We start from the raw sequence: 18,981 nt of genomic DNA, 5'->3' as shown, positions 1-18,981 counted from the left end.
TCTATGATAGCTATTTTAAAAAAAGAGTTTAATTTATTTTTTAGTTCAATTTTAGGCTACCTCATCATCGTTCTTTTTCTTATCAGTTTAGGCTTATTTTTATGGGTGTTTGACTCAAGTTTTAATATTTTTAATTCAGGTTATGCTAACTTGACACCATTCTTTGAGCTCTTGCCTTGGGTATTTATCTTTTTAATTCCTGCAATTTGTATGCGAAGTTTTAGTGAAGAACGCAAACAAGGCACGATAGAATTGCTATTTACCAAACCTATTTCTACACGCGAACTTGTGTATGGTAAATTTTGGGGTGCTTTTTTACTTGCAATTATTAGCTTAATACCAACTATTGGCTACGTGTGGACAATTTCTACCTTAAAGCAATACACAAACCAAATCGATTTAAGTGCCATAATCACTTCATATATCGGTGTTTGCTTGATGCTATTTGCACTAATAAGCGTTAGCATATTTAGCTCTGTTTTGAGCAAAAATCAAATCACAGCTTTTATACTAGCTGTATTTTTTAATCTATTATTGTTTTATGCATTTTACGGTTTAAGCAATTTTAAACTTTTAGGCTCTGAAATTTATGCTTTAGAATATTTAAGCTTAAATTTTCATTACAAAGCCATGAGTCGAGGTGTTATTGATACACGAAACCTGATTTATTTTTTAAGTATTGCGATTATTTTTAATGAATTTACGCGCCTAAAACTCAACCAACTTAAAGCTTAATGAAAAAGTATCTAAAACATATTAGCCTTTTTTTATTAATATTTATTAGCATTAACCTTGTCTCATCACAATTGTTTGTGCGACAAGATTTTACTCAAAATAAACGCTACAGCTTATCTCAATACTCAATAGAATTAACAGAATCTATAGAAAAAAACGTTTTAGTTGAAGTTTTTTTAACTGGCGATTTACCAAGCAATTATAAGCGATTAGAACGTGAAATTGGCTACTTACTAGAAGAGTATGCGGCTTACAATTCGTTAGTGAAATTTAATTTTATTAATCCGCTTAATGAAACTGATGATGCTATGGAAGTTGCTAATCAGTTTTATGAAAATGGCATGTCTCCGAAAATACTCAACCAATTGAAAAATGGTGAAATGCGAGAAAAAATAATTTTCCCTTGGGCAATTATCACTTACAATGAGCAAAAACTTCCCGTAAAATTAATCAGTGAAAACAATCAGGCTAACCAAGAAGAGTTAATCAACAGCTCAATTGAAGAACTTGAATATCAACTTACCAATGCCCTTAAAATTATTAGCCAACCTAAAGCTAAAAAACTAGCTATTATTAAGGGACAAAATGAATTAGATGATATTTATATTGCCGATTTATTGCAAAGCCTTAAGCAGTATTACTACATCGCAGCTTTTACCTTAGATTCGGTTGAAGTTTCTCCAGTAAAAACACTCAACCAACTTTCAGAATACGACTTAATTATTGACGCTAAGCCTCAAGAAACTTTTAGCGAAAAGAAGAAATATTTACTTGACCAGTATGTAATGCAAGGCGGTAAAGCAGTTTGGCTTACCGAACACGTTAAAGCTGAAACAGATAGCTTAATGAAAACAGGTAAAAGCATAGCCTTACCATTAGATTTAAATTTACATGATTTGTTTTTTAGCTATGGCATCCGAATCAACCCAAAACTTGTTAAAGATATTTTTTGTGCGCCTATTAATTTAGCGGTTGGTCAAGGCCAAAACACAGAAATTAATCAGTTTCCATGGTATTATTTTCCGCTTTCTCAACGTAATAAACAGCATCCTATCAATCAAAATCTAAGTCCGGTAAAATTTGAATTCACCAATCCGATTGACACCTTAAAAAACGGACTTAAAAAACATATTTTACTTCAAAGTTCACCATTATCTGCTGCGGTTGGTACACCTAGTAGCATTAGTATTGAAGAAATTAAATCTAAACCCAATAAAAATTTATTTAATGATGGCCGCCAAAATTTGGCTGTTTTACTTGAAGGTAATTTTAAGTCGGCTTATAAAAATAGGATAAAACCTTTTGAATACCCTAACTCAAAAGATAACAGCATATCTACACACCAAGCTTTTATAAGTGACGGCGATTTTATAAAAAATAAAGTCTCACGCGGAAAACCAATGCCGCTTGGTTTTGACCGGTTTTCTGGTAAAAATTATGGTAATAAACAATTTTTTATCAACCTGATTAACTACATGCTAGCTGACGAACAGCTTGTAAAACTTCGAAATAAATCTATAAAAACAGCTAATTTAGATAGTGATAAACTAGCAGTCTCAAAACTCAGTTGGCAGTTATTGAATCTTATTGGCTTACCTGCATTAATTATTGCCTTTGGCTTTGTGAGCTACTATATTAAACGTAGGCAATTTGTAAAATAAAAACTTATATATACTAAGTTTTTGTTTAGCTTTTATAACTTATGATTTCTTCCAATTGCTAGATATAGTATTGATCCTAGAAACGGAATAAAAATTACAACTAAGGTCCAAATTAATTTTTCGTTGGCTTTAAACTTGCTTTTCAAAATGTCATATAATCAAAACAAAAAGGTACTTAAAAGCAGTAACTGCCATATTAATAGATTAATGGAAAAATCTTTCAAAAAAAAAATCCATAATAGTCAATTTTCTGAATTACTTCAAATTAACCTAAAAACTCAAGAATTGTGTTGGTAATATATTCAATTTGTTCAGTATCTAATTCAGTATGCATTGGTAATGAAATCACTTCATCAACCAATTGATTTGTTACTGTAAAGTCTTCTTCATTATAACGTTTATCAGCATAAGCCTTTTGTAGATGTAAAGGTATTGGGTAATAAATGCCAAAAGGAATATTCTTTTCTTTTAAATGTTCTGCCAAATGATCACGTTTACCATTTGTGATTCTAATGGTATATTGATGAAAAACATGACAATCGCAGGTATCACAAATACTACAATTAATATCGCATGATTTATGCGTAAATGTGGTAGGCGTTATAATCGCTTCATGCTTTTGAAGTGCTTTAGTATAAGCTCTAGCAGCATCTTGACGCCTAGAATTGTAAGTATCTAAATGCTTTAACTTGATATCTAAAATCGCAGCTTGTATACTATCTAAACGCGAGTTTACACCAACGACATCATGATGATATCGCTCATACATGCCATGATTAACTATGCCTCGTATTATATGCGCTAGTTCGTCGTTATTGGTGAAAATTGCACCACCATCACCATAGCAACCTAAATTTTTTGAAGGAAAAAAAGAAGTTGCACCTACATCACCAATGGTTCCGGCTTTTTTAGATGTTCCATTTTTAAAAGTATAATCAGCTCCGATTGCTTGCGCATTATCTTCAATAACTTTTAAATCGTGAGCTTTGGCTAAATCCATTATAGCATCCATATTGGCGACATGACCGAATAAATGTACTGGAACAATAGCCTTGGTTTTTGGAGTAATTGCCTTTTCAATTGCACTGATATCGATATTATAAGTTTCTGGATCAACATCAACTAAAACGGGTGTTAAACCAAGAAGCGCAATAACTTCAACTGTGGCTGCAAAGGTAAAATCTGCCGTAATCACTTCATCGCCAGGTTTTAATCCAAGACCCATCATAGCAATTTGCAATGCATCTGTTCCATTTGCACAAGGGATTACATGTTTAACGTCTAAATATTGTTCAAGATTGGCTTGAAAAGATTGAACTGCAGGTCCATTAATGTAAGCTGTAGAATCCACAACATCAATGACTGCTTGGTCAATTTCAGATTTTATATGTGTATACTGACCTTTAAGGTCTACCATTTGAAGTTTTCTCATAAATATGTTTTCAGATATCAAAAATACAAAATAAGCATTCCTATTGCAATCGTTTTTAGGTAAAGCTGTATTTTTAACCCAAAATTAGGTGTCATTTATTCATTTTTAATTCATATTTTTAGGGTCTTACTGCCTTTACTTGCAAGACTAAACAAGAGTTTGGCTAATTTTTATAATGGTCGACATCACTTGTTTAAAAAACTAAAAGCAAATACTAAAACGATTACAAATCCAGTTTGGATTCATGCTGCATCGCTTGGCGAATACGAGCAAGCCGTGCCTATTATCAATTTTCTTAATAAAAGGCAATATGATGTTGTGGTTAGCTTTTTTTCACCTTCAGGTTATGACGTAAAGAAAAATGATAAAAAATTAGCTGCTGTCACTTATTTACCGATTGACACCTCACAAAATATGAAAGAGTTTGTTGAGGTTTTAAATCCTAAATTAGCGATAATTATAAAATATGAGGTTTGGCCTAACATGCTTCAAGCACTGGAAAATAAAAATATTCCTAAAATTTTAGTTTCTGCTACATTTTCTAAACATCAACTCTATTTTAAGTGGTATGGCAGCTTATTTTTAAAAGCGCTTAGACAGTTTGATGCTGTTTTTGTACAAAATGAAGACAGCTTTAAGTTAGCTCAAAAACTTCAACTAAACCATATTCATATTTCAGGAGACACAAGATATGATCGGGTTTTTAATCAGCTTGAACAAGACAACTTTATTGAAGGCGTTTCAGAATTTATTGATGACCAGCCGTGCTTAATTTGTGGTAGTACTTGGCCAGAAGACGAAAATTTTATCATTAACTACATCAATCAAACCAATCAAAAACTTAAAGTTATTATAGCACCTCATAAAGTAGATACAACTCATATTGAAGCCATTGAAAATAGCTTAAAAATCAATTATATAAAATGGAGCGATGGCATAGATATAACAAGTTTAAATCAAGTACAAGTTTTAATTATCGATTGCATTGGTTTATTAACAAAACTATATAGTTATGCTGATATTGCTTATGTTGGTGGTGCTGCTGGCCATACAGGATTACATAATATCTTAGAACCTTCAACCTTTGGAGTTCCTGTATTGTTTGGTAAAAATCATCATAAATTTCCAGAAGCTAAAGCACTTTTAAATGCTGGTGGCGCTGTTGAAGTTAAGCATCAAACCGACTTCAGTAATCATTTAGATGTTTTAATTTCTAATCGAGAAAAACGCCTAGAAATTGGTAGAAAAGCAGCACAATTCGTAAAAAAACAAACTGGAGCGACGACTTTAATTTGTAATTATATTGAAGAACAACTTAAACAGTAACTGCTTTATTGAGATAGTTTCTGAATGGTAACATGACCTTATAATGTTCGACTAGCCATTCATCAAATTCTTTCGAGAACAACAAATCTTGAGAAAAAGCAGTTTCAACAACAAAACTTTTATGTTTCAATAAATCGATATGCTGATGTTCTTTAGAAAAACCTTTTGGTGCATTTTGAAGCATTTCAACCTCAACTAAACCTCTAAATTTAGCTTTAAATTTTGGTAGGTTTGTAATTTCTTTTAATTCTTCGCCATTATAATCTATCGCTTCACGAATACTTTTCAGAAATGTAGAATTGGGCTTATAAAATCCGCCAGCGATAAATTTTTCATTTAGCCCAACATGAATGTAAAAGTCACTTTGCTTTGGTTTTTTATCAAATCCAAATCCATAATGATCTTTGTAAGGCGGTTTGTTCGGATGATACAATAAGTTATTATTAATTCTATTTAAGGCCTTGTTTCCGGGTAAACTGTAATAATCGGGGTCGACCTGGCTTAATTTAAAATCAATAGCTTCAGCCCAATCAATCATGTCTTTTCTAATCGATTTATAAGTTGACCGATTTTGATCAAGCCATTCTTTATAATTATTGTTGTTTAAATTAGTGAGAAATTTCAGTGCTTGTTTAAAATTCATTATTGAATCGCTTTAAGTTGAGATTTCAATTCTTCCATAGAATGTTCTAATTTTCGTAAAACTGAATTTTCAGCATTAGCATCTAGACTAAATGTTAACTTACTTGTTACTTCCCAAATTTCAAGTACACGTTCAGGCTCTACGAAAATTGGTGGGTAATTTTCGTTTGTTGAAATTAAAACAATTTCATCTCTATTAGGATTTAAGCTGATTTTTTTTACAAGCACAGAATCGTCAAGTACAACAACATACATTTTATGACTGGAGGCTGAACTAATATCTTCTAAGGACTTAGCTAAAACCCAATCGCCAGGATATAAATTTGGCAGCATACTGTCACCTTCAACTTGAAACCCGCGATATGTGGCGTTTCTAAATTGTGGTATAGGCATATTAAATGCTGGTAATTTTTTATACCAAGAAGCATCTTGAATATTGCTTGGATAACCAGCAGCTGCTTTTTGACTAACCATGAGCATGTTTTCATGTTCAGTGTCGTTATCTAAGGTAACAACTTTAGGCATCACATTAAATGCTGAAATTTTTATGTGTTTGTCGTGAGATTTACCGTAAAGCCACATCGGATTTATCTGATACTTTTGCATTAACAATGCTACGGTTTCTCCGGTAATACGTGTTTTACCACGTTCAATATCTGCAGTAGAATTACCTAATGCAAGTTCTTCTGCAAATTGGGTTTGTGTAAAATTAAGTGATTGCCGTATTTCTTTAAAACGTTTGGCTTCAATGGGGTAACTTACTTTCATATTCAAATATAGTTGAAAAAAGGAAATATTCCAACATTATTTGAAATTTTCCAATTATCTGAAAAACTGCCAATCAATTTTAAGTGAAAACACATTAGAATATAATGAAGCGCTTTGATCACCAATATCGGTTAAAGCATAATCAATTTGAATGCCTTTATACACAAATCCAACACCTATGTTAGGTTGAAATCCTATATTATCACTTCCATCAAGCTGAGTTATGGTTTGAAAATTACCAACGCCACCACGCAAATAAATCATGTTAATGTAACCTAAGTCGAAACCAAATGCTGGTGTTATACTTATATTTGAAGTTGAAATAATATCATTAGTTTGCGCAAAACGTGTATTAAGATTTAAGGCTGTAGACATGCTAAAATCTCTACTAATTTCAAAAGACTTAGCCAAACCTAATTCTAGCTTAGGTAAAGTGATTTCAGTGTCTTCTGGTATGCTTTGGTTTTGACCTTCAACAGCAGCACGAATTGTTTCGAGTTGTTCTTCATCAAAAGTCCATGTATTATAGGTAGTTGTAATATCTCTTGCCATAATGCCAAACTCCCAAGAATTAGATTTAAATTGAATACCTGCGTCGAAACCAAATCCCCAAGCGGATGCAAAATCTCCTATAACACGTCTAATTATTTTAGCATTTACGCCATATGAAAAGCCTTGAAGTCTCATTTTACGAGCATATGAAAATGTAAAGGCATAATCGGCTGTAGAAAATAAACTGATACGATTATAGTCGATATTGCCTTGCTCATCAATTAACTGGGTTGTATTTAAAATATCATCTACTCCAAATCGAATAACACTAATGCCAAAAGATGAAATATCATCTATTGGTTTAGCAAATGCAGCATAATTGTAGGTGGCAATATTGGCAAAATAATTGGCATGCATTAAACTCATTTGATTGTCTTCAAGCTGAGTTAATCCAGCAGGATTCCAGTAAACGGAATTTACATCTTTGCTAATGGCAGTCATAGCGTTAGACATACCAAATGCTCTTGCATCTACACCAATATTTAAAAACTCGTTAGAATATTTTCGCGAGCTTTGTGCGCTAATTAAAGCGCTCATCATCAAGATACTTAAAAGCAGTAATTGCTTAGGCACAGTTTTTTAGATTTAAACTTAAAAACTTCAAATATATTGCGTTTTAAAGAGCTACAATAGTAATTATGTCTTAAATTCTGTAAACTTGCATTTACAAAATTGTTTTAATTAAAATTAAAAAACTCTAGGATGAATCTAAAGGCCCAAATCCCAAACATCATCACTTTACTCAACTTATTTTCAGGTTGTTTAGCTAGTATTTATGCATTTCAGGGTGATTATTTATGGGCTGGTTTTTTTGTATTATTAGGGATTTTCTTTGATTTTTTTGATGGTTTTTTTGCTCGTGTTTTAAAAGTTAGTACCGAATTAGGACTTCAATTAGACTCTTTAGCCGATATGGTTACTAGCGGATTTGTTCCTGGATTAGTTATGTTTCAATTAATAGGAACTACAATAAATCCTGACTTTTCTTTATCTAGTTTCGATTTTTTTACTTTAGACAGTCTTGCTTTGTTTGGTTTTATAATCACTTTAGCTTCTGCCTATCGCCTGGCTAATTTTAATATCGATGAAGCTCAAACTGAAAATTTTATTGGTTTACCAACACCAGCAAATGCAATTTTAGTTATTAGTACCGCTATTTTAATTGAACCGCTTCAATTTGGTTTTAAAATTGAAACTTTACTTTTATTGACTTTAGTTAGCAGTTATTTACTGAATGCAAACTTAGCCTTGTTTTCGTTTAAATTTTCTAATTTCAACCTAAATGAAAACTGGTTTCGGTATGTTATGATTGTTGTTTCAATTATACTTTTAATCACACTTCAACTGAAGGCAATTCCTTTTATTATTGGGTTTTACATTTTGCTTAATCTCATACTAAATTTTAAAAACAAAATTTTTTAACGTCGTCTCGTAATTGAAAATAACACAATTAACCCTGCCAATAACAAAGCTAATCTTGGAATTACATTTCCGTAAGTTACATAAAAGGTAGGCTCAGACGTATAAATCGGAAGTTTTTCAACCAGTGCTGTTTTGGTATTATATTTTGACCGACTTAGTTCGGTTCCATCACGATCTATAAAACCTGAAATTCCTGTGTTAGCTGATCTAGCAACTGCTTTTCGTGTTTCGATTGCCCGAAGCTTGGCGTAGCTCCAGTGCTGTTGATATCCCTGAGTATCATCCCACCAGGCATCGTTGGTGATTATGGCTAGCACATTTGCATTATTCTTCACGTAATTTGTTACATACTCGCCATAAACAGATTCATAACAAATAATAGGCGCCACTTTTAAATCGGTATTTACAGAAAAAACTTCACGATTATCTTGAGTTGTTTTAGTCGCTACAGTGCCGCCCAAATCAAGCATTACATTGCCTAAAATGGGTTCTAGCAGATCTTTATATGGAAAATTTTCTACACCAACCACTAACTTTGATTTATGATAAAAATTTAAGGTATCTTGATTCTGAAATACAGCAGAATTAAAGTCATTATACCATAAGTTTTTTCTTAATCTATTACTCTGTCGTGTTAATTGAGATTGATCTCTTATTAAATCATAGGCTGAAATTCCTATTATTATTTGAGCATTTGGGTTTTTTACTAAAACTTGTCGCGTAAAATCTTTAGCGTGAGAATACTTATAATTTTTAAATTCGGTACCGTTAGCAAAAACCGTTTCTGGTGCTAAAATCAGTTGTCTATATTCTGGCTTTAATAATGGCATCACTTGTTCTAAAAGTTGTTGCTTTATTTCTGCATCTGTTAAATTATATTTCTCTTGATAAGGATCTATATTAGGCTGTAAAACAATGGTTTCGATATAGGATTTAGTTGAAGTGTTTGGCTTAATTAAAACACTTACAACAATAGGCAAACCAACAAGTAAAACTGTTTTAAATATTGCTCTATAAATAATCGTCTTTTCCCTGTATTGATTGTATAATAAAACAGATTTTAAAATAACCACATTAACCAATAACACCCAAAAAGATCCACCAAAAACACCTGTGTATTCATACCATTGAATAAAACTAATTGACTCTGAAAAAACATTTCCTAAAGTTAACCATGGCCAAGAAAACTCCCAATGATAATGCAGGTATTCAAAAGAAAGCCATAAACTTATAAACAAACTTGCCGAAGCTATGAAGTTTAATTTTTTAATGAATTTAATAACAACTAACATCACAAGACTCATCAATGCACTATTAACCAAAACGGCAAATAGCATCCCAAAACTTGAAGAATAATACAACCAACCTGTGGAAATAAAATTCCATAAAACAAAACTCAAATAGTTTAAAAAGAAAAGCTTTGTATGGGAATACCCGTGTTTAACTAAGTTATAGTTCTTAAATAAAAGTGGTACAAAAGCAATAAAAATCAATAAGCTAAAACCATTTGTTGGCCATGCAAAAGCAAGCAATAATCCAGATACAATATAATAAACTAATGTTTTCAAATTAATTGTTTTAAGATGAACCTAAATTTATAATTCTTCGTAATTATAATAAAATGCAAGGTACTATCATTATTTTTTTAAATTTGTATTAAACTAACCAAAAATGCCTCTTAAAAAAGGAACTCACTTTGAAATATCTGAGCGAAAGGTATTGCTAAGAATCATTGATGTAATTGTTGCTTGGTCTTGCCTTTATGTTGTTTCACTCTTTGACTTTTTTAACTATTTCACCTTTTATCAGAGTTATGCTATTAACATAGTTGTTCTTGCGTTTTACATTCTTAGTTTTGGAACTGTTTTCGAAATTTATCAACTACGTAATGCAGAGTCTAGATTTACAACGGCAAAAAACCTATTACTCACAACATTTTTTACGGTTGCCTTTTATCTTTTTACACCAATCTTAACGCCACAATTGCCTGAAAACAGGCTGCAAATCCTCATTTTTTTTATAGTTATCTACTTCAGTATTTTTATTTGGAGAATTGCTTACATTGGCTTAATTGCTTCACCAAGATTTTACAAGCGTGCTCTACTAATTGGTGACGATTTTAACGCTGACTCTATTAAAAAAGAACTACAGATTTTTGACCCCAATTATGAGGTTGTAGGCTATTTCTCTCAGCAACCACAAATTGCTAAAAAATGTATAGAATTTGACAAAAATAAACTTGAAAAACTTTTAGCAGACTATAAAATAAGTGAAATAGTTGTCACGAATTCATTTAGAGGTGTTAGCACCGAATTGCAGAAGTTACTCCTACCACTACTTCAAATTGGTTATCCAATTAAGTCTTATTCTCATGTCTATGAAGAGCTCACCAATAAAGTGCCTGTACAACATATTGGAAACGATTTTTACTGCTATTTTCCTTTTAGCAGAAACAATCAAAACAAGCTCTATTTGCTGTTTTTAAGAAGTTTAGATATTACAGTAAGCACTTTAGGTTTACTGAGTGCTTCATTACTATTACCATTTGTACTAGTAGGTAATTTAATCGCTAATCGCGGACCTTTATTTTACTCTCAAAAAAGAATAGGTAAAAATGGTAAAGCATTTAAAATTATCAAGTTACGCTCCATGATAAAAAATGCTGAAATTTATGGCGCGCAGTGGGCTACAAAGAATGATATGCGAATAACAAAGTTTGGGAAATTTTTACGAAAGACAAGATTAGATGAAATCCCTCAGTTTATCAATATTTTAAAAGGCGATATGAGTTTAATCGGTCCGCGGCCTGAGCGGCCAGAATTCGTAAAAGAACTGGCCAAAACAATTCCGTTTTATGAAATTAGACATGTTATTAAACCAGGTGTAACCGGTTGGGCTCAAGTTAACGCTAAATATGCCTCAAGTGATGCTGAAACTATCGAAAAGCTTCAATATGACTTATATTACATTAAACACCGTAGCGCTTTTATAGATTTTAGAATTATTGTTAAAACCTTAAGTACCGTAATCTTTTTTAGAGGTCAATAAAAAAGCCACCCGAAAGTGGCTTAACTTTAATCAACAAAATTAAGTCTAGTTAAAGTAAAATGAGTTTGGCCCAATACCAACTTCCTGTTCTTTAATTAAATCTCCTTGTGAGTTTCTAATTTGAATGAAGCCATTTGAAGCAAAATCAGTTCCATCAGATAAATAAATAAAACCATTATGAACATCAAAACCGTAAAATGTACCAAAAGCTGAAGTAGTTTCATAATTAAATAATGCTGTTTCCGAAATAGTATCATCAGAGGTTGTGAAGTTGTAAACCGAATTGCTACTGGTAAAATAAATCGCGTTACCTTCAACTGCTATACGTGAAGCCCCAACGTGAGTCTCAGCTAAACTCCATGTTGATGATGTTTGGAAATTGGTGAGGTTAACTTGAGAAATTTCATCTTGAGCCAGGACATAAAGCTTACCATTGCTTAAATATGTATCTGAAATGGCCGAAGAAAAACTCAAAGTTTGCTCTACAGTTTGGTCTGCTATATTCAGTTTTGAAACCTTGTCACCAAAGCCATAGCTGGCATTTTGAACGTAAATTTTATTTTCAAATTCATAAATTTTTTCAGCATAACTGCCCAAAACAATGGTATTTTCTACGGTTCTTGATGCAAGATCAATTACGGCCACATAATCATCAGCAGTAGTCGAAAAATCAGCCTGATTGGTAACATAAGCCTTGCCATTTAAGATAAGGCCGTACATCGGGACGTTTAAACCACTATCGATACGGTCTACAAATTCTAAAGTGTAGCGATTAACAATGGTAATCATGTTAGAACCGTTTGAAATAATATAGGCATATTGGTCATCAAAAAAAATCGATTGAACAAATAATCCTAAATCATCGTCAGGATTAACGCTTTTGTAAGCATTTTGAGTAGTTTCTGAAAAATCTGAAGTCATAAAACTTAAACTTCCACCAGAAGAATTACCTTCATTTAAAATAAAAATGCCATTGGCAAAATCACCTTCTAATTCTACTGGAATACCGAAATCATCGTCACTACAAGACGTAAGGATTAAAAAACTAAAGATTGATAAAAAAATTAATTTAATGTTCATGATAAGTGTTTATAGGTTAATAATTGTGTTAATGTAAAATTGGCGACCAGGCATTGGTCGGTTTTCTATTGTTTGGTATGCTTGATTAAATAGATTTTTAAAGCCAATATTAACTTTAAAAAATCCGATACGTTTTGGCTGGTAAGCAAGGTTTAAGTGGCTTAGCCAAAAATCCTCTAATATTTCATTAGGTGCGTTATCTGTTCTTGTAAAAGCTTTACCAGTATAAGTTTGTGTAAAATTTAAGGCAAAAGCTTCATACTGAAAGTCTAAATTTAAATAGGCCGAATGTTGCGGTGTAAAAGTGAGCTGTCGCTGAGTTCGCGCGTCAATAGCTTTACTAAATTCATAATTTAAATGAATTTTGAAATGAATTGGTAAAAATTTAAATGTTTTAGAAATTGAAGTGTTTAAACCATATGTTTTAACTTCATCTACATTTTCGGGTTTCCAGGTTGAAGTTTGGTCAGGTAACCACCTGATCATTTCAGAAATATCATTATAAAATCCCGTAATTTGAAAGTTTAGAGATTGAGGTTTAAAGTTAAATTGATGTGACGCTTCATATTGAAGAGCAGTTTCAGGTTGAAGGTTGGTGGTTCCTTCTACCCAAAATAAATCGTTTAAAGTTGGTTGCCTAAAGTTTTTTGAATGACTTAATTTTAAATTGTAAATTGAAGTTACTGGAAGTTCAGCGCCAATAGTGTAAAGTAATGGACTATCAAAGAAATTTGAAAATTCTTGCCTTAAACCAAGACTTAAGATTGCCCAATTTGAATTATACTTTAATAATGCAGAAAGGTTTAGGTGTTGTATGTGCTCATTAATAATATTATCGCCATCGGCAGACGTCTGTTTAGCTGAAATATTAAAATTGGTATTTAACTTACCGTAATTTTGGTAGACTTCAGTTTTTACGAGATGTGTATTGGCTTTATTGGCAGTACTTAAATTGGTTTCAATATTCTGGTTATACTCAAATGCTTCATGCAAAAACGCATATTTAACAACCGATTTAAAATCGTTTTTTTCATATTCCCATTCAAGTAAATTTCGACTATCTATATTGGTGTAGTTCGATTTATTTTCAGAAGCGCGTAAAACTGAAAAATGTCGTATACCATCGTAAAATTGGCCATAATAGTTAAGTTGCGAATTTTGTGATAGTTTATGGGCAAGGCTTAAATGGGCCGACCATTGTTCAAACTGACCATTTAAATTAGTTCTAGAACTTCCTAAAATAGGGTAATCATTATCAGAAGCAGATCGATTTAAATTAAACTTTAAACTTGTCCTTTCAGTTGAAAAACTGGTTTGTACAAAATTTTCGAATGTATTAAAACTTCCTATTTGAGAAAATAATTTAACCTGAGTTGTGTCTCTAAAATACAGTTGATTATTTAGATGAATACTGCCTCCTATGGCACCTGAACCATAAAGTAAACTGCCACCACCGGGACGAAGAGAAATTTCTGAATAGCCATAAATTGGCATGGTGCTAAAGTCGGTTTGTCCATTAAATTGAGAATTTATGTTAATACCATTCCACACAACTGCCGTTTGTTGAGCGGTTGTGCCTCGAAAACTCGCAGAAGCCACCATTCCATAGCCATTTTGCCTAATATGAATGTTTGAGTTTTCGAGAAGTAAATCGCTTAATTTATTATGAGTAATGCGTCGTTTAGACTTAGGAATTTCAATCAGATTTTGACCAACAGAAAACTGCTGCAACTGACGATCGCTTAATACGATTTCGTCTAATTGCTGAATACTATCTAATTGCGCAAGTGCAGAGGATACAACCAAACACAAGCACACAAAAATGTGGGCTCTAAACTGTTTCATAAACGTACAATCTTTATCCCGAAGATTATGACTTAATTTAAGAATATGGCAGGTCTCCTGGCTCGCGTTTTTGTAAAAACCTTCCCATTTCTATATGAAACAGTGGTTATTGAAGTTTTTTAATTACAAAACATGCACTAAGTGCACAAAGCTTACAGTTGCGGGAACAGCTTTCGATTTTAACGAAATTCCCTTTTAATTGCTGAATTAAACCCTAATTCAGCAAACCAAATTCACAACAAAAGTAAACAAAAGCTTCTGAATTTTAATCATAACTCGAAATAATCTTACATTTGTTAAAAAAAGTTAGTGAAATATTTCTTTTACATTTTATGTATTGCTCTCGTACTTGGCTGTCAAAATTCTTCTAAAGAAACCACTAAAATTGAAGCAAAACAATTAGGCTATTCAGTTAAGCATGCCAAAGGATTTTCAATTGAAGTTTACAAAGATTTTGCTATTATTGAAGTTGAAAAACCATGGCCTAATAGCAATAAAAATTATCGTTATTTGGTTCAATATACTTCAACTCATGATCAAGTTAAAGGAAATTTTGATGCAATTATATCAGCACCAATTTCTTCATACATACTTAGCTCAACTACTCATATTCCTTCGGCTGAAAGTTTAGGTATCTTGGATAATTTAGTAGGTTTTCCGAATACTGATTTTATTTCTTCAAAAGAAGCTCGCAAACGTATTAATAAAGATTATATAACTGATATTGGCCAAAACCAACAACTCAACACCGAACTTGTTTTAAACCTTAAACCAGATGTTTTTGTTGGTTTTAGTGTTGATGGTGCAAATAAAGCTTATTCTGTTTTTGAAAAAGCTGGTATTCCTATTATCTATAATGGCGATTGGGTAGAATCTACACCTTTAGGAAAAGCCGAATGGATTAAGTTTTTTGGTGCATTGTTTAATAAAAACAAACTTGCGCAACAAAAATTTGAAGCTATTGAAGATGCTTATTATAAAACTAAACAATTAGAAACTTCAGCCAAAAAAAAGCCAAAAGTAATTTCTGGTAGTTTGTATAATGATAAATGGTATTTACCAAATGGTACTAGCTGGCAAGCGCAGTTTATTAAGGATGCTCATGCCGATTATATATACAAAGATACTTCAGGTTCTGGAAGCTTAGCTTTAGCTTTTGAAAGTGTTTTAAATAAAGCTAGCGAAGCCGATATTTGGATATCTCCAGGTAGTTATACGAGCTATGAAGCGATGCTAAACGACCAGCCACATTATAAAAAATTTAAAGCCTTTAGCACAAAGACAGTTTACAGCGTTGCTCAACAGAAAGGTGAAACTGGTGGTGTTTTATTTTACGAGCTTGCACCTAACAGGCCTGATTTAGTGTTAAAAGATTTAGTAAAAATTTTTCATCCTGAATTATTACCTAATTACAATCTTCATTTTTTTAGTCCGCTTCAATAATGCAAACTTCAAAATCAATTTTATTATTAAGCCTCTGTTTTGTTGCCTTGTTATTGTTGAGTTTAAGTTTAGGTTCGGTCTACATTCCTTTTACTGAAGTTTTAAAAGCGCTCAGTTTTCAATCCCTTGATAATGAAACCTGGCAATACATCATTCAAAATTATAGGTTACCAAAAACTGTTACGAGTATTTTGGTTGGTGGCGCTTTATCTTTATGCGGACTTTTAATGCAAACTCTCTTTAGAAATCCATTAGCTGGACCTTATGTTTTAGGTTTAAGCAGTGGCGCAAGTTTAGGGGTTGCCTTGGTTGTTTTGGGTAGCTCTAGTTTAGGTTTTGGTTTAAGTGCAGAAATCAGTGAACGTTGGATAATTGTTTTAGCCTCTAGTTTAGGAAGTTTTTTGGTTATGCTATCAATTTTAGCAACTGCTAAGCGGCTAAAAGATACAATGGCCTTACTTATTATTGGATTGATGTTTTCGAGCATCACAAGTGCTATTGTAAATGTGTTATCCTTTTTTAGTAGTTCTGATGAACTTCAAAAATATATATTTTGGTCTTTAGGAAGTTTAGGTAATCTAAGTTGGTCTGAAATTGGTTTATTAAGTATTTGCTGTGGTTTAGGCATTTTACTAAGCATTATTTTAATTAAACCACTTAACGCATTACTTATGGGAGAACACTATGCCACAAGCCTTGGCATTAATATTAAACAAACACGTTTGTTAGTGATTACGGCAACCTGCCTGATGGCAGGCGCAATTACGGCATTTGCGGGACCTATTGCGTTTATAGGTTTAGCTGTGCCACACCTGACTAGACAATTAGTTAAAACAACTAATCATATTATTTTAGTACCAAGTGTTGTTTTGTTTGGTGCTTCACTCCTATTACTTTGCGACAGTATAGCAGAATTACCATTTTCAGAATTGAGTTTACCTATTAATGCCGTAACATCAATTATAGGTGCGCCAGTAGTAATTTGGTTATTAGTGAAACAAAAATATATTCGTTTTTAATGGAGCGTAAAATAGTTTTACATACTGAAAACTTGAGTATAGGTTATCAAAATTCTGCTATTATTAATAACATTAATATTACCGTGAATCAAGGTGAATTAATTGGTGTTATTGGTATTAATGGTGCTGGAAAATCAACTCTACTGAAAACCATATCACAAATGGAAACAGCCATAAGTGGACAAATTTTGTTGAATCAAAAGCCTATTGAATCTTACGATCTAAAATCAAGAGCAAGACAAATGGGATTAGTTTTTGCTAATCAAAACATCAATAAAACATTAAGTATAGCTGAAGTAATTGCACTTGGAAGGCATCCTTACACTAATTGGATTGGGAAATTAACTAGAGAAGACCAAAAACAAATTGTAAATGCAGCAAAACTTGTTGATATAGCAAAACCATTAACCACCAAATGCAGCACTCTAAGTGATGGCCAGCTTCAGAAGGTCATGATTGCTAGAGTTATTGCACAACAAACGCCTCTTATTATTTTAGATGAGCCGACAACTCATTTAGATATGTATCACAAAATTCACACTTTTAAGCTATTACAAGATATTAGCAAACAAAAAAATAAAGCTATTATTTTTGCAACTCACGAGATTAATTTATCACTTCAACTTTGTGATAAAATTGTTTTGATCCATAATGGTTTAACGCATTTCGGATCACCAAAAGAATTGGCTTCAAGTGGAATTTTAAATCAATTATTTCCTTCAAACATGATTAAGTTTGATGAAAATCAATTACTATTTAAATTATAATATGGCTCATATTTTCATTTTATGTACAGGAAGGTCTGGTTCAGTAAGTTTTATAAAAGCCTGTGAACATATCACAAATTTCAGCTGCGGACATGAAACTAAATCTCGCTTGCTAGGCAAAGAACGTTTTGAATTTCCAGATCAACACATCGAGGCTGATAACCGATTAATTTGGGATTTAGGACGACTTGAAAAATACTATGGCAACAAAGCCAAGTATATTTACCTTAAACGTGATTCTGCTAAAGTGGCCAAAAGTTTTACCAAGAGAACTTATTACCCGAATAGTATTTTTAAAGCTTACTGTGACGGTATAAAAAAAACACCAACCGAAAAACTTAATCCAAAGCAACTAGAGCGAATTTCAACTGATTTTGTTGATAACATGACGACGAGTATAGAAAACTTCATCAACAAACAAAAACATACTTTAGTAGTTGATATCGATAATATAGAAAATGACTTCAAAAAATTTTGGGACTTTATTGAAGCCAAAGGTGATTTTCAAAATGCCTTAGAAAGTTTTAAACATAATCACAACGCATCAACATTAAAATCAAAAACTTACTTAAAATACCATGTTAAACTATTTTTTTTAAGATTCTTTAAATCAATTGTTTAATTATATTTCATTTTTATATATATTTGTCTGTACCCCAAAATTTTAAATCATGACTAAAAATCAAGAAGAAGAATGGAGAACGGTTGAACTTGAACCGCAATTCAAAGAAAATCAAAGTATTGAAGTTTCTAATCTTGGAGATGCAAGAAGAATAAAAAAAACAGGTAAAACTTGGCCTATTAAGTTAGGCAACATAAATGGATACGCAAGTGTGAGTATCACACTAAAAGCTGGTGGAAATAGATCTAGATATCTGCACAAGCTCATTGCTGAAACCTTTTTAGATAAAAGAGAAGACCAAACTTTTGTGATTCATAAAGATTATGATAAGCAAAATAATCACATTTCTAATTTAGCTTGGGCCAATAAGAAAGAAAAAGAAAAACATCAATTTAAAAACCCTAAATGGGTTGCAAAATCTAAGCTAGTTAAAAATTCTAAGCTAAGCGAAGATGATGTTAGAAAAATTAAGCGTATGCTTGATAGCCCAAATCGTAAGTATAAAATGCGTGATTTAGCAAAAAAGTTTAAAATTTCTGAAATGCAACTTTACCGTATTAAAAAAGGAAAGAACTGGACTCATGTTAAAATTTAATTCAACTAAAATTTTAATTTAAGC

Annotated in this window: 18 protein-coding genes and 1 riboswitch; of the genes, 10 read left to right on the top strand and 8 right to left on the bottom strand. The window is 32.1% G+C overall.

The window, feature by feature from the left end; translation table 11 throughout:
* The first annotated feature begins 3 nt into the window (after window positions 1–3).
* Window positions 4–735: a gliding motility-associated ABC transporter permease subunit GldF gene (gene gldF, locus IMZ30_RS08820; protein ID WP_207037944.1), complete on the top strand. Its 732-nt coding sequence runs from the start codon at window positions 4–6 to the stop codon at window positions 733–735.
* Window positions 735–2,396: a gliding motility-associated ABC transporter substrate-binding protein GldG gene (gene gldG, locus IMZ30_RS08815; RefSeq protein WP_207037943.1), complete on the top strand. Its 1,662-nt coding sequence runs from the start codon at window positions 735–737 to the stop codon at window positions 2,394–2,396. The genes gldF and gldG overlap by 1 nt, the downstream gene beginning before the upstream one ends.
* A 32-nt stretch (window positions 2,397–2,428) precedes the next feature.
* On the opposite strand, the gene IMZ30_RS12045 is transcribed toward gldG, so the two are convergent.
* Together IMZ30_RS12045 and IMZ30_RS08805 are read right to left on the bottom strand one after the other, a co-directional pair.
* On the bottom strand, window positions 2,429–2,542 hold the full coding sequence (locus tag IMZ30_RS12045) for a PLD nuclease N-terminal domain-containing protein (RefSeq protein WP_207037942.1): 114 nt from the start codon (window positions 2,540–2,542) through the stop codon (window positions 2,429–2,431).
* 119 nt (window positions 2,543–2,661) lie between these two features.
* Window positions 2,662–3,828: a DegT/DnrJ/EryC1/StrS family aminotransferase gene (locus IMZ30_RS08805; RefSeq protein WP_207037941.1), complete on the bottom strand. Its 1,167-nt coding sequence runs from the start codon at window positions 3,826–3,828 to the stop codon at window positions 2,662–2,664.
* A 159-nt stretch (window positions 3,829–3,987) separates the two neighbouring features.
* Between IMZ30_RS08805 and IMZ30_RS08800 the strand changes: the two genes are divergently transcribed.
* Window positions 3,988–5,154: a 3-deoxy-D-manno-octulosonic acid transferase gene (locus IMZ30_RS08800; RefSeq protein ID WP_207037940.1), complete on the top strand. Its 1,167-nt coding sequence runs from the start codon at window positions 3,988–3,990 to the stop codon at window positions 5,152–5,154.
* Here the strand turns inward: IMZ30_RS08800 and IMZ30_RS08795 are convergent.
* Genes IMZ30_RS08795 through IMZ30_RS08785 form a run of 3 tightly spaced genes read right to left on the bottom strand, consistent with a single transcriptional unit; the run spans window position 5,144 to window position 7,653 of the window.
* The gene (locus IMZ30_RS08795) at window positions 5,144–5,797 is read right to left on the bottom strand and encodes a DUF2461 domain-containing protein (RefSeq protein WP_207037939.1); all 654 of its coding nucleotides are present in this window, start codon (window positions 5,795–5,797) and stop codon (window positions 5,144–5,146) included. The two genes, IMZ30_RS08800 and IMZ30_RS08795, sit on opposite strands and share 11 nt — an antisense overlap.
* Entirely contained in the window at window positions 5,797–6,564 is a 768-nt protein-coding gene (locus tag IMZ30_RS08790) for a S24 family peptidase (protein ID WP_207037938.1), read from the bottom strand. Before IMZ30_RS08790 ends, IMZ30_RS08795 begins: the two co-directional genes overlap by 1 nt.
* 54 nt (window positions 6,565–6,618) lie before the next feature.
* Window positions 6,619–7,653: a PorV/PorQ family protein gene (locus IMZ30_RS08785; RefSeq protein WP_242529649.1), complete on the bottom strand. Its 1,035-nt coding sequence runs from the start codon at window positions 7,651–7,653 to the stop codon at window positions 6,619–6,621.
* A 165-nt stretch (window positions 7,654–7,818) separates the two neighbouring features.
* On the opposite strand from IMZ30_RS08785, the gene IMZ30_RS08780 reads away from it, so the two are divergent.
* Window positions 7,819–8,538, top strand: coding sequence for a CDP-alcohol phosphatidyltransferase family protein (locus tag IMZ30_RS08780; RefSeq protein WP_207037937.1), 720 nt, complete (start codon window positions 7,819–7,821; stop codon window positions 8,536–8,538).
* On the opposite strand, the gene lnt is transcribed toward IMZ30_RS08780, so the two are convergent.
* Complete coding sequence (gene lnt / locus IMZ30_RS08775; protein WP_207037936.1) at window positions 8,535–10,106, bottom strand: apolipoprotein N-acyltransferase; 1,572 nt, start codon at window positions 10,104–10,106, stop codon at window positions 8,535–8,537. The genes IMZ30_RS08780 and lnt overlap by 4 nt on opposite strands.
* A 103-nt stretch (window positions 10,107–10,209) precedes the next feature.
* Here lnt and IMZ30_RS08770 point away from each other — a divergent pair, with 103 nt between their 5' ends.
* Entirely contained in the window at window positions 10,210–11,586 is a 1,377-nt protein-coding gene (locus IMZ30_RS08770; protein ID WP_207037935.1) for an exopolysaccharide biosynthesis polyprenyl glycosylphosphotransferase, read from the top strand.
* 45 nt (window positions 11,587–11,631) lie between these two features.
* Here the strand turns inward: IMZ30_RS08770 and IMZ30_RS08765 are convergent, their stop codons facing one another.
* Window positions 11,632–12,666, bottom strand: coding sequence for a YncE family protein (locus IMZ30_RS08765; protein ID WP_207037934.1), 1,035 nt, complete (start codon window positions 12,664–12,666; stop codon window positions 11,632–11,634).
* A gap of 9 nt (window positions 12,667–12,675) precedes the next feature.
* Window positions 12,676–14,511, bottom strand: a complete 1,836-nt coding sequence (locus IMZ30_RS08760) for a TonB-dependent receptor plug domain-containing protein (protein WP_207037933.1) — start codon at window positions 14,509–14,511, stop codon at window positions 12,676–12,678.
* A gap of 29 nt (window positions 14,512–14,540) precedes the next feature.
* A riboswitch (cobalamin riboswitch) is annotated at window positions 14,541–14,758 on the bottom strand.
* A 62-nt stretch (window positions 14,759–14,820) separates the two neighbouring features.
* Here IMZ30_RS08760 and IMZ30_RS08755 point away from each other — a divergent pair.
* Genes IMZ30_RS08755 through IMZ30_RS08735 form a run of 5 tightly spaced genes read left to right on the top strand, consistent with a single transcriptional unit; the run spans window position 14,821 to window position 18,957 of the window.
* A complete protein-coding gene (locus IMZ30_RS08755) occupies window positions 14,821–15,954 on the top strand; it encodes an ABC transporter substrate-binding protein (protein ID WP_207037932.1) in 1,134 nt (377 codons plus the stop codon).
* The gene (locus IMZ30_RS08750; RefSeq protein WP_207037931.1) at window positions 15,954–16,973 is read left to right on the top strand and encodes a FecCD family ABC transporter permease; all 1,020 of its coding nucleotides are present in this window, start codon (window positions 15,954–15,956) and stop codon (window positions 16,971–16,973) included. Before IMZ30_RS08755 ends, IMZ30_RS08750 begins: the two co-directional genes overlap by 1 nt.
* Window positions 16,973–17,740: an ABC transporter ATP-binding protein gene (locus IMZ30_RS08745; RefSeq protein WP_207037930.1), complete on the top strand. Its 768-nt coding sequence runs from the start codon at window positions 16,973–16,975 to the stop codon at window positions 17,738–17,740. The genes IMZ30_RS08750 and IMZ30_RS08745 overlap by 1 nt, the downstream gene beginning before the upstream one ends.
* A 1-nt stretch (window position 17,741) precedes the next feature.
* Window positions 17,742–18,362 (top strand): hypothetical protein, encoded by a 621-nt coding sequence (locus IMZ30_RS08740; RefSeq protein ID WP_207037929.1) that lies wholly within the window; start codon window positions 17,742–17,744, stop codon window positions 18,360–18,362.
* A gap of 49 nt (window positions 18,363–18,411) precedes the next feature.
* Window positions 18,412–18,957, top strand: coding sequence for an HNH endonuclease (locus IMZ30_RS08735; RefSeq protein WP_207037928.1), 546 nt, complete (start codon window positions 18,412–18,414; stop codon window positions 18,955–18,957).
* Window positions 18,958–18,981: the final 24 nt, after the last annotated feature.

Origin of the sequence: Psychroflexus sp. ALD_RP9, assembly GCF_017311165.1 — a bacterium.
Taxonomy (GTDB): Bacteria; Bacteroidota; Bacteroidia; order Flavobacteriales; family Flavobacteriaceae; genus Psychroflexus.
Note: the sequence above shows the minus strand (reverse complement) of the source record. Positions and strands in the feature narration are given on the sequence as shown.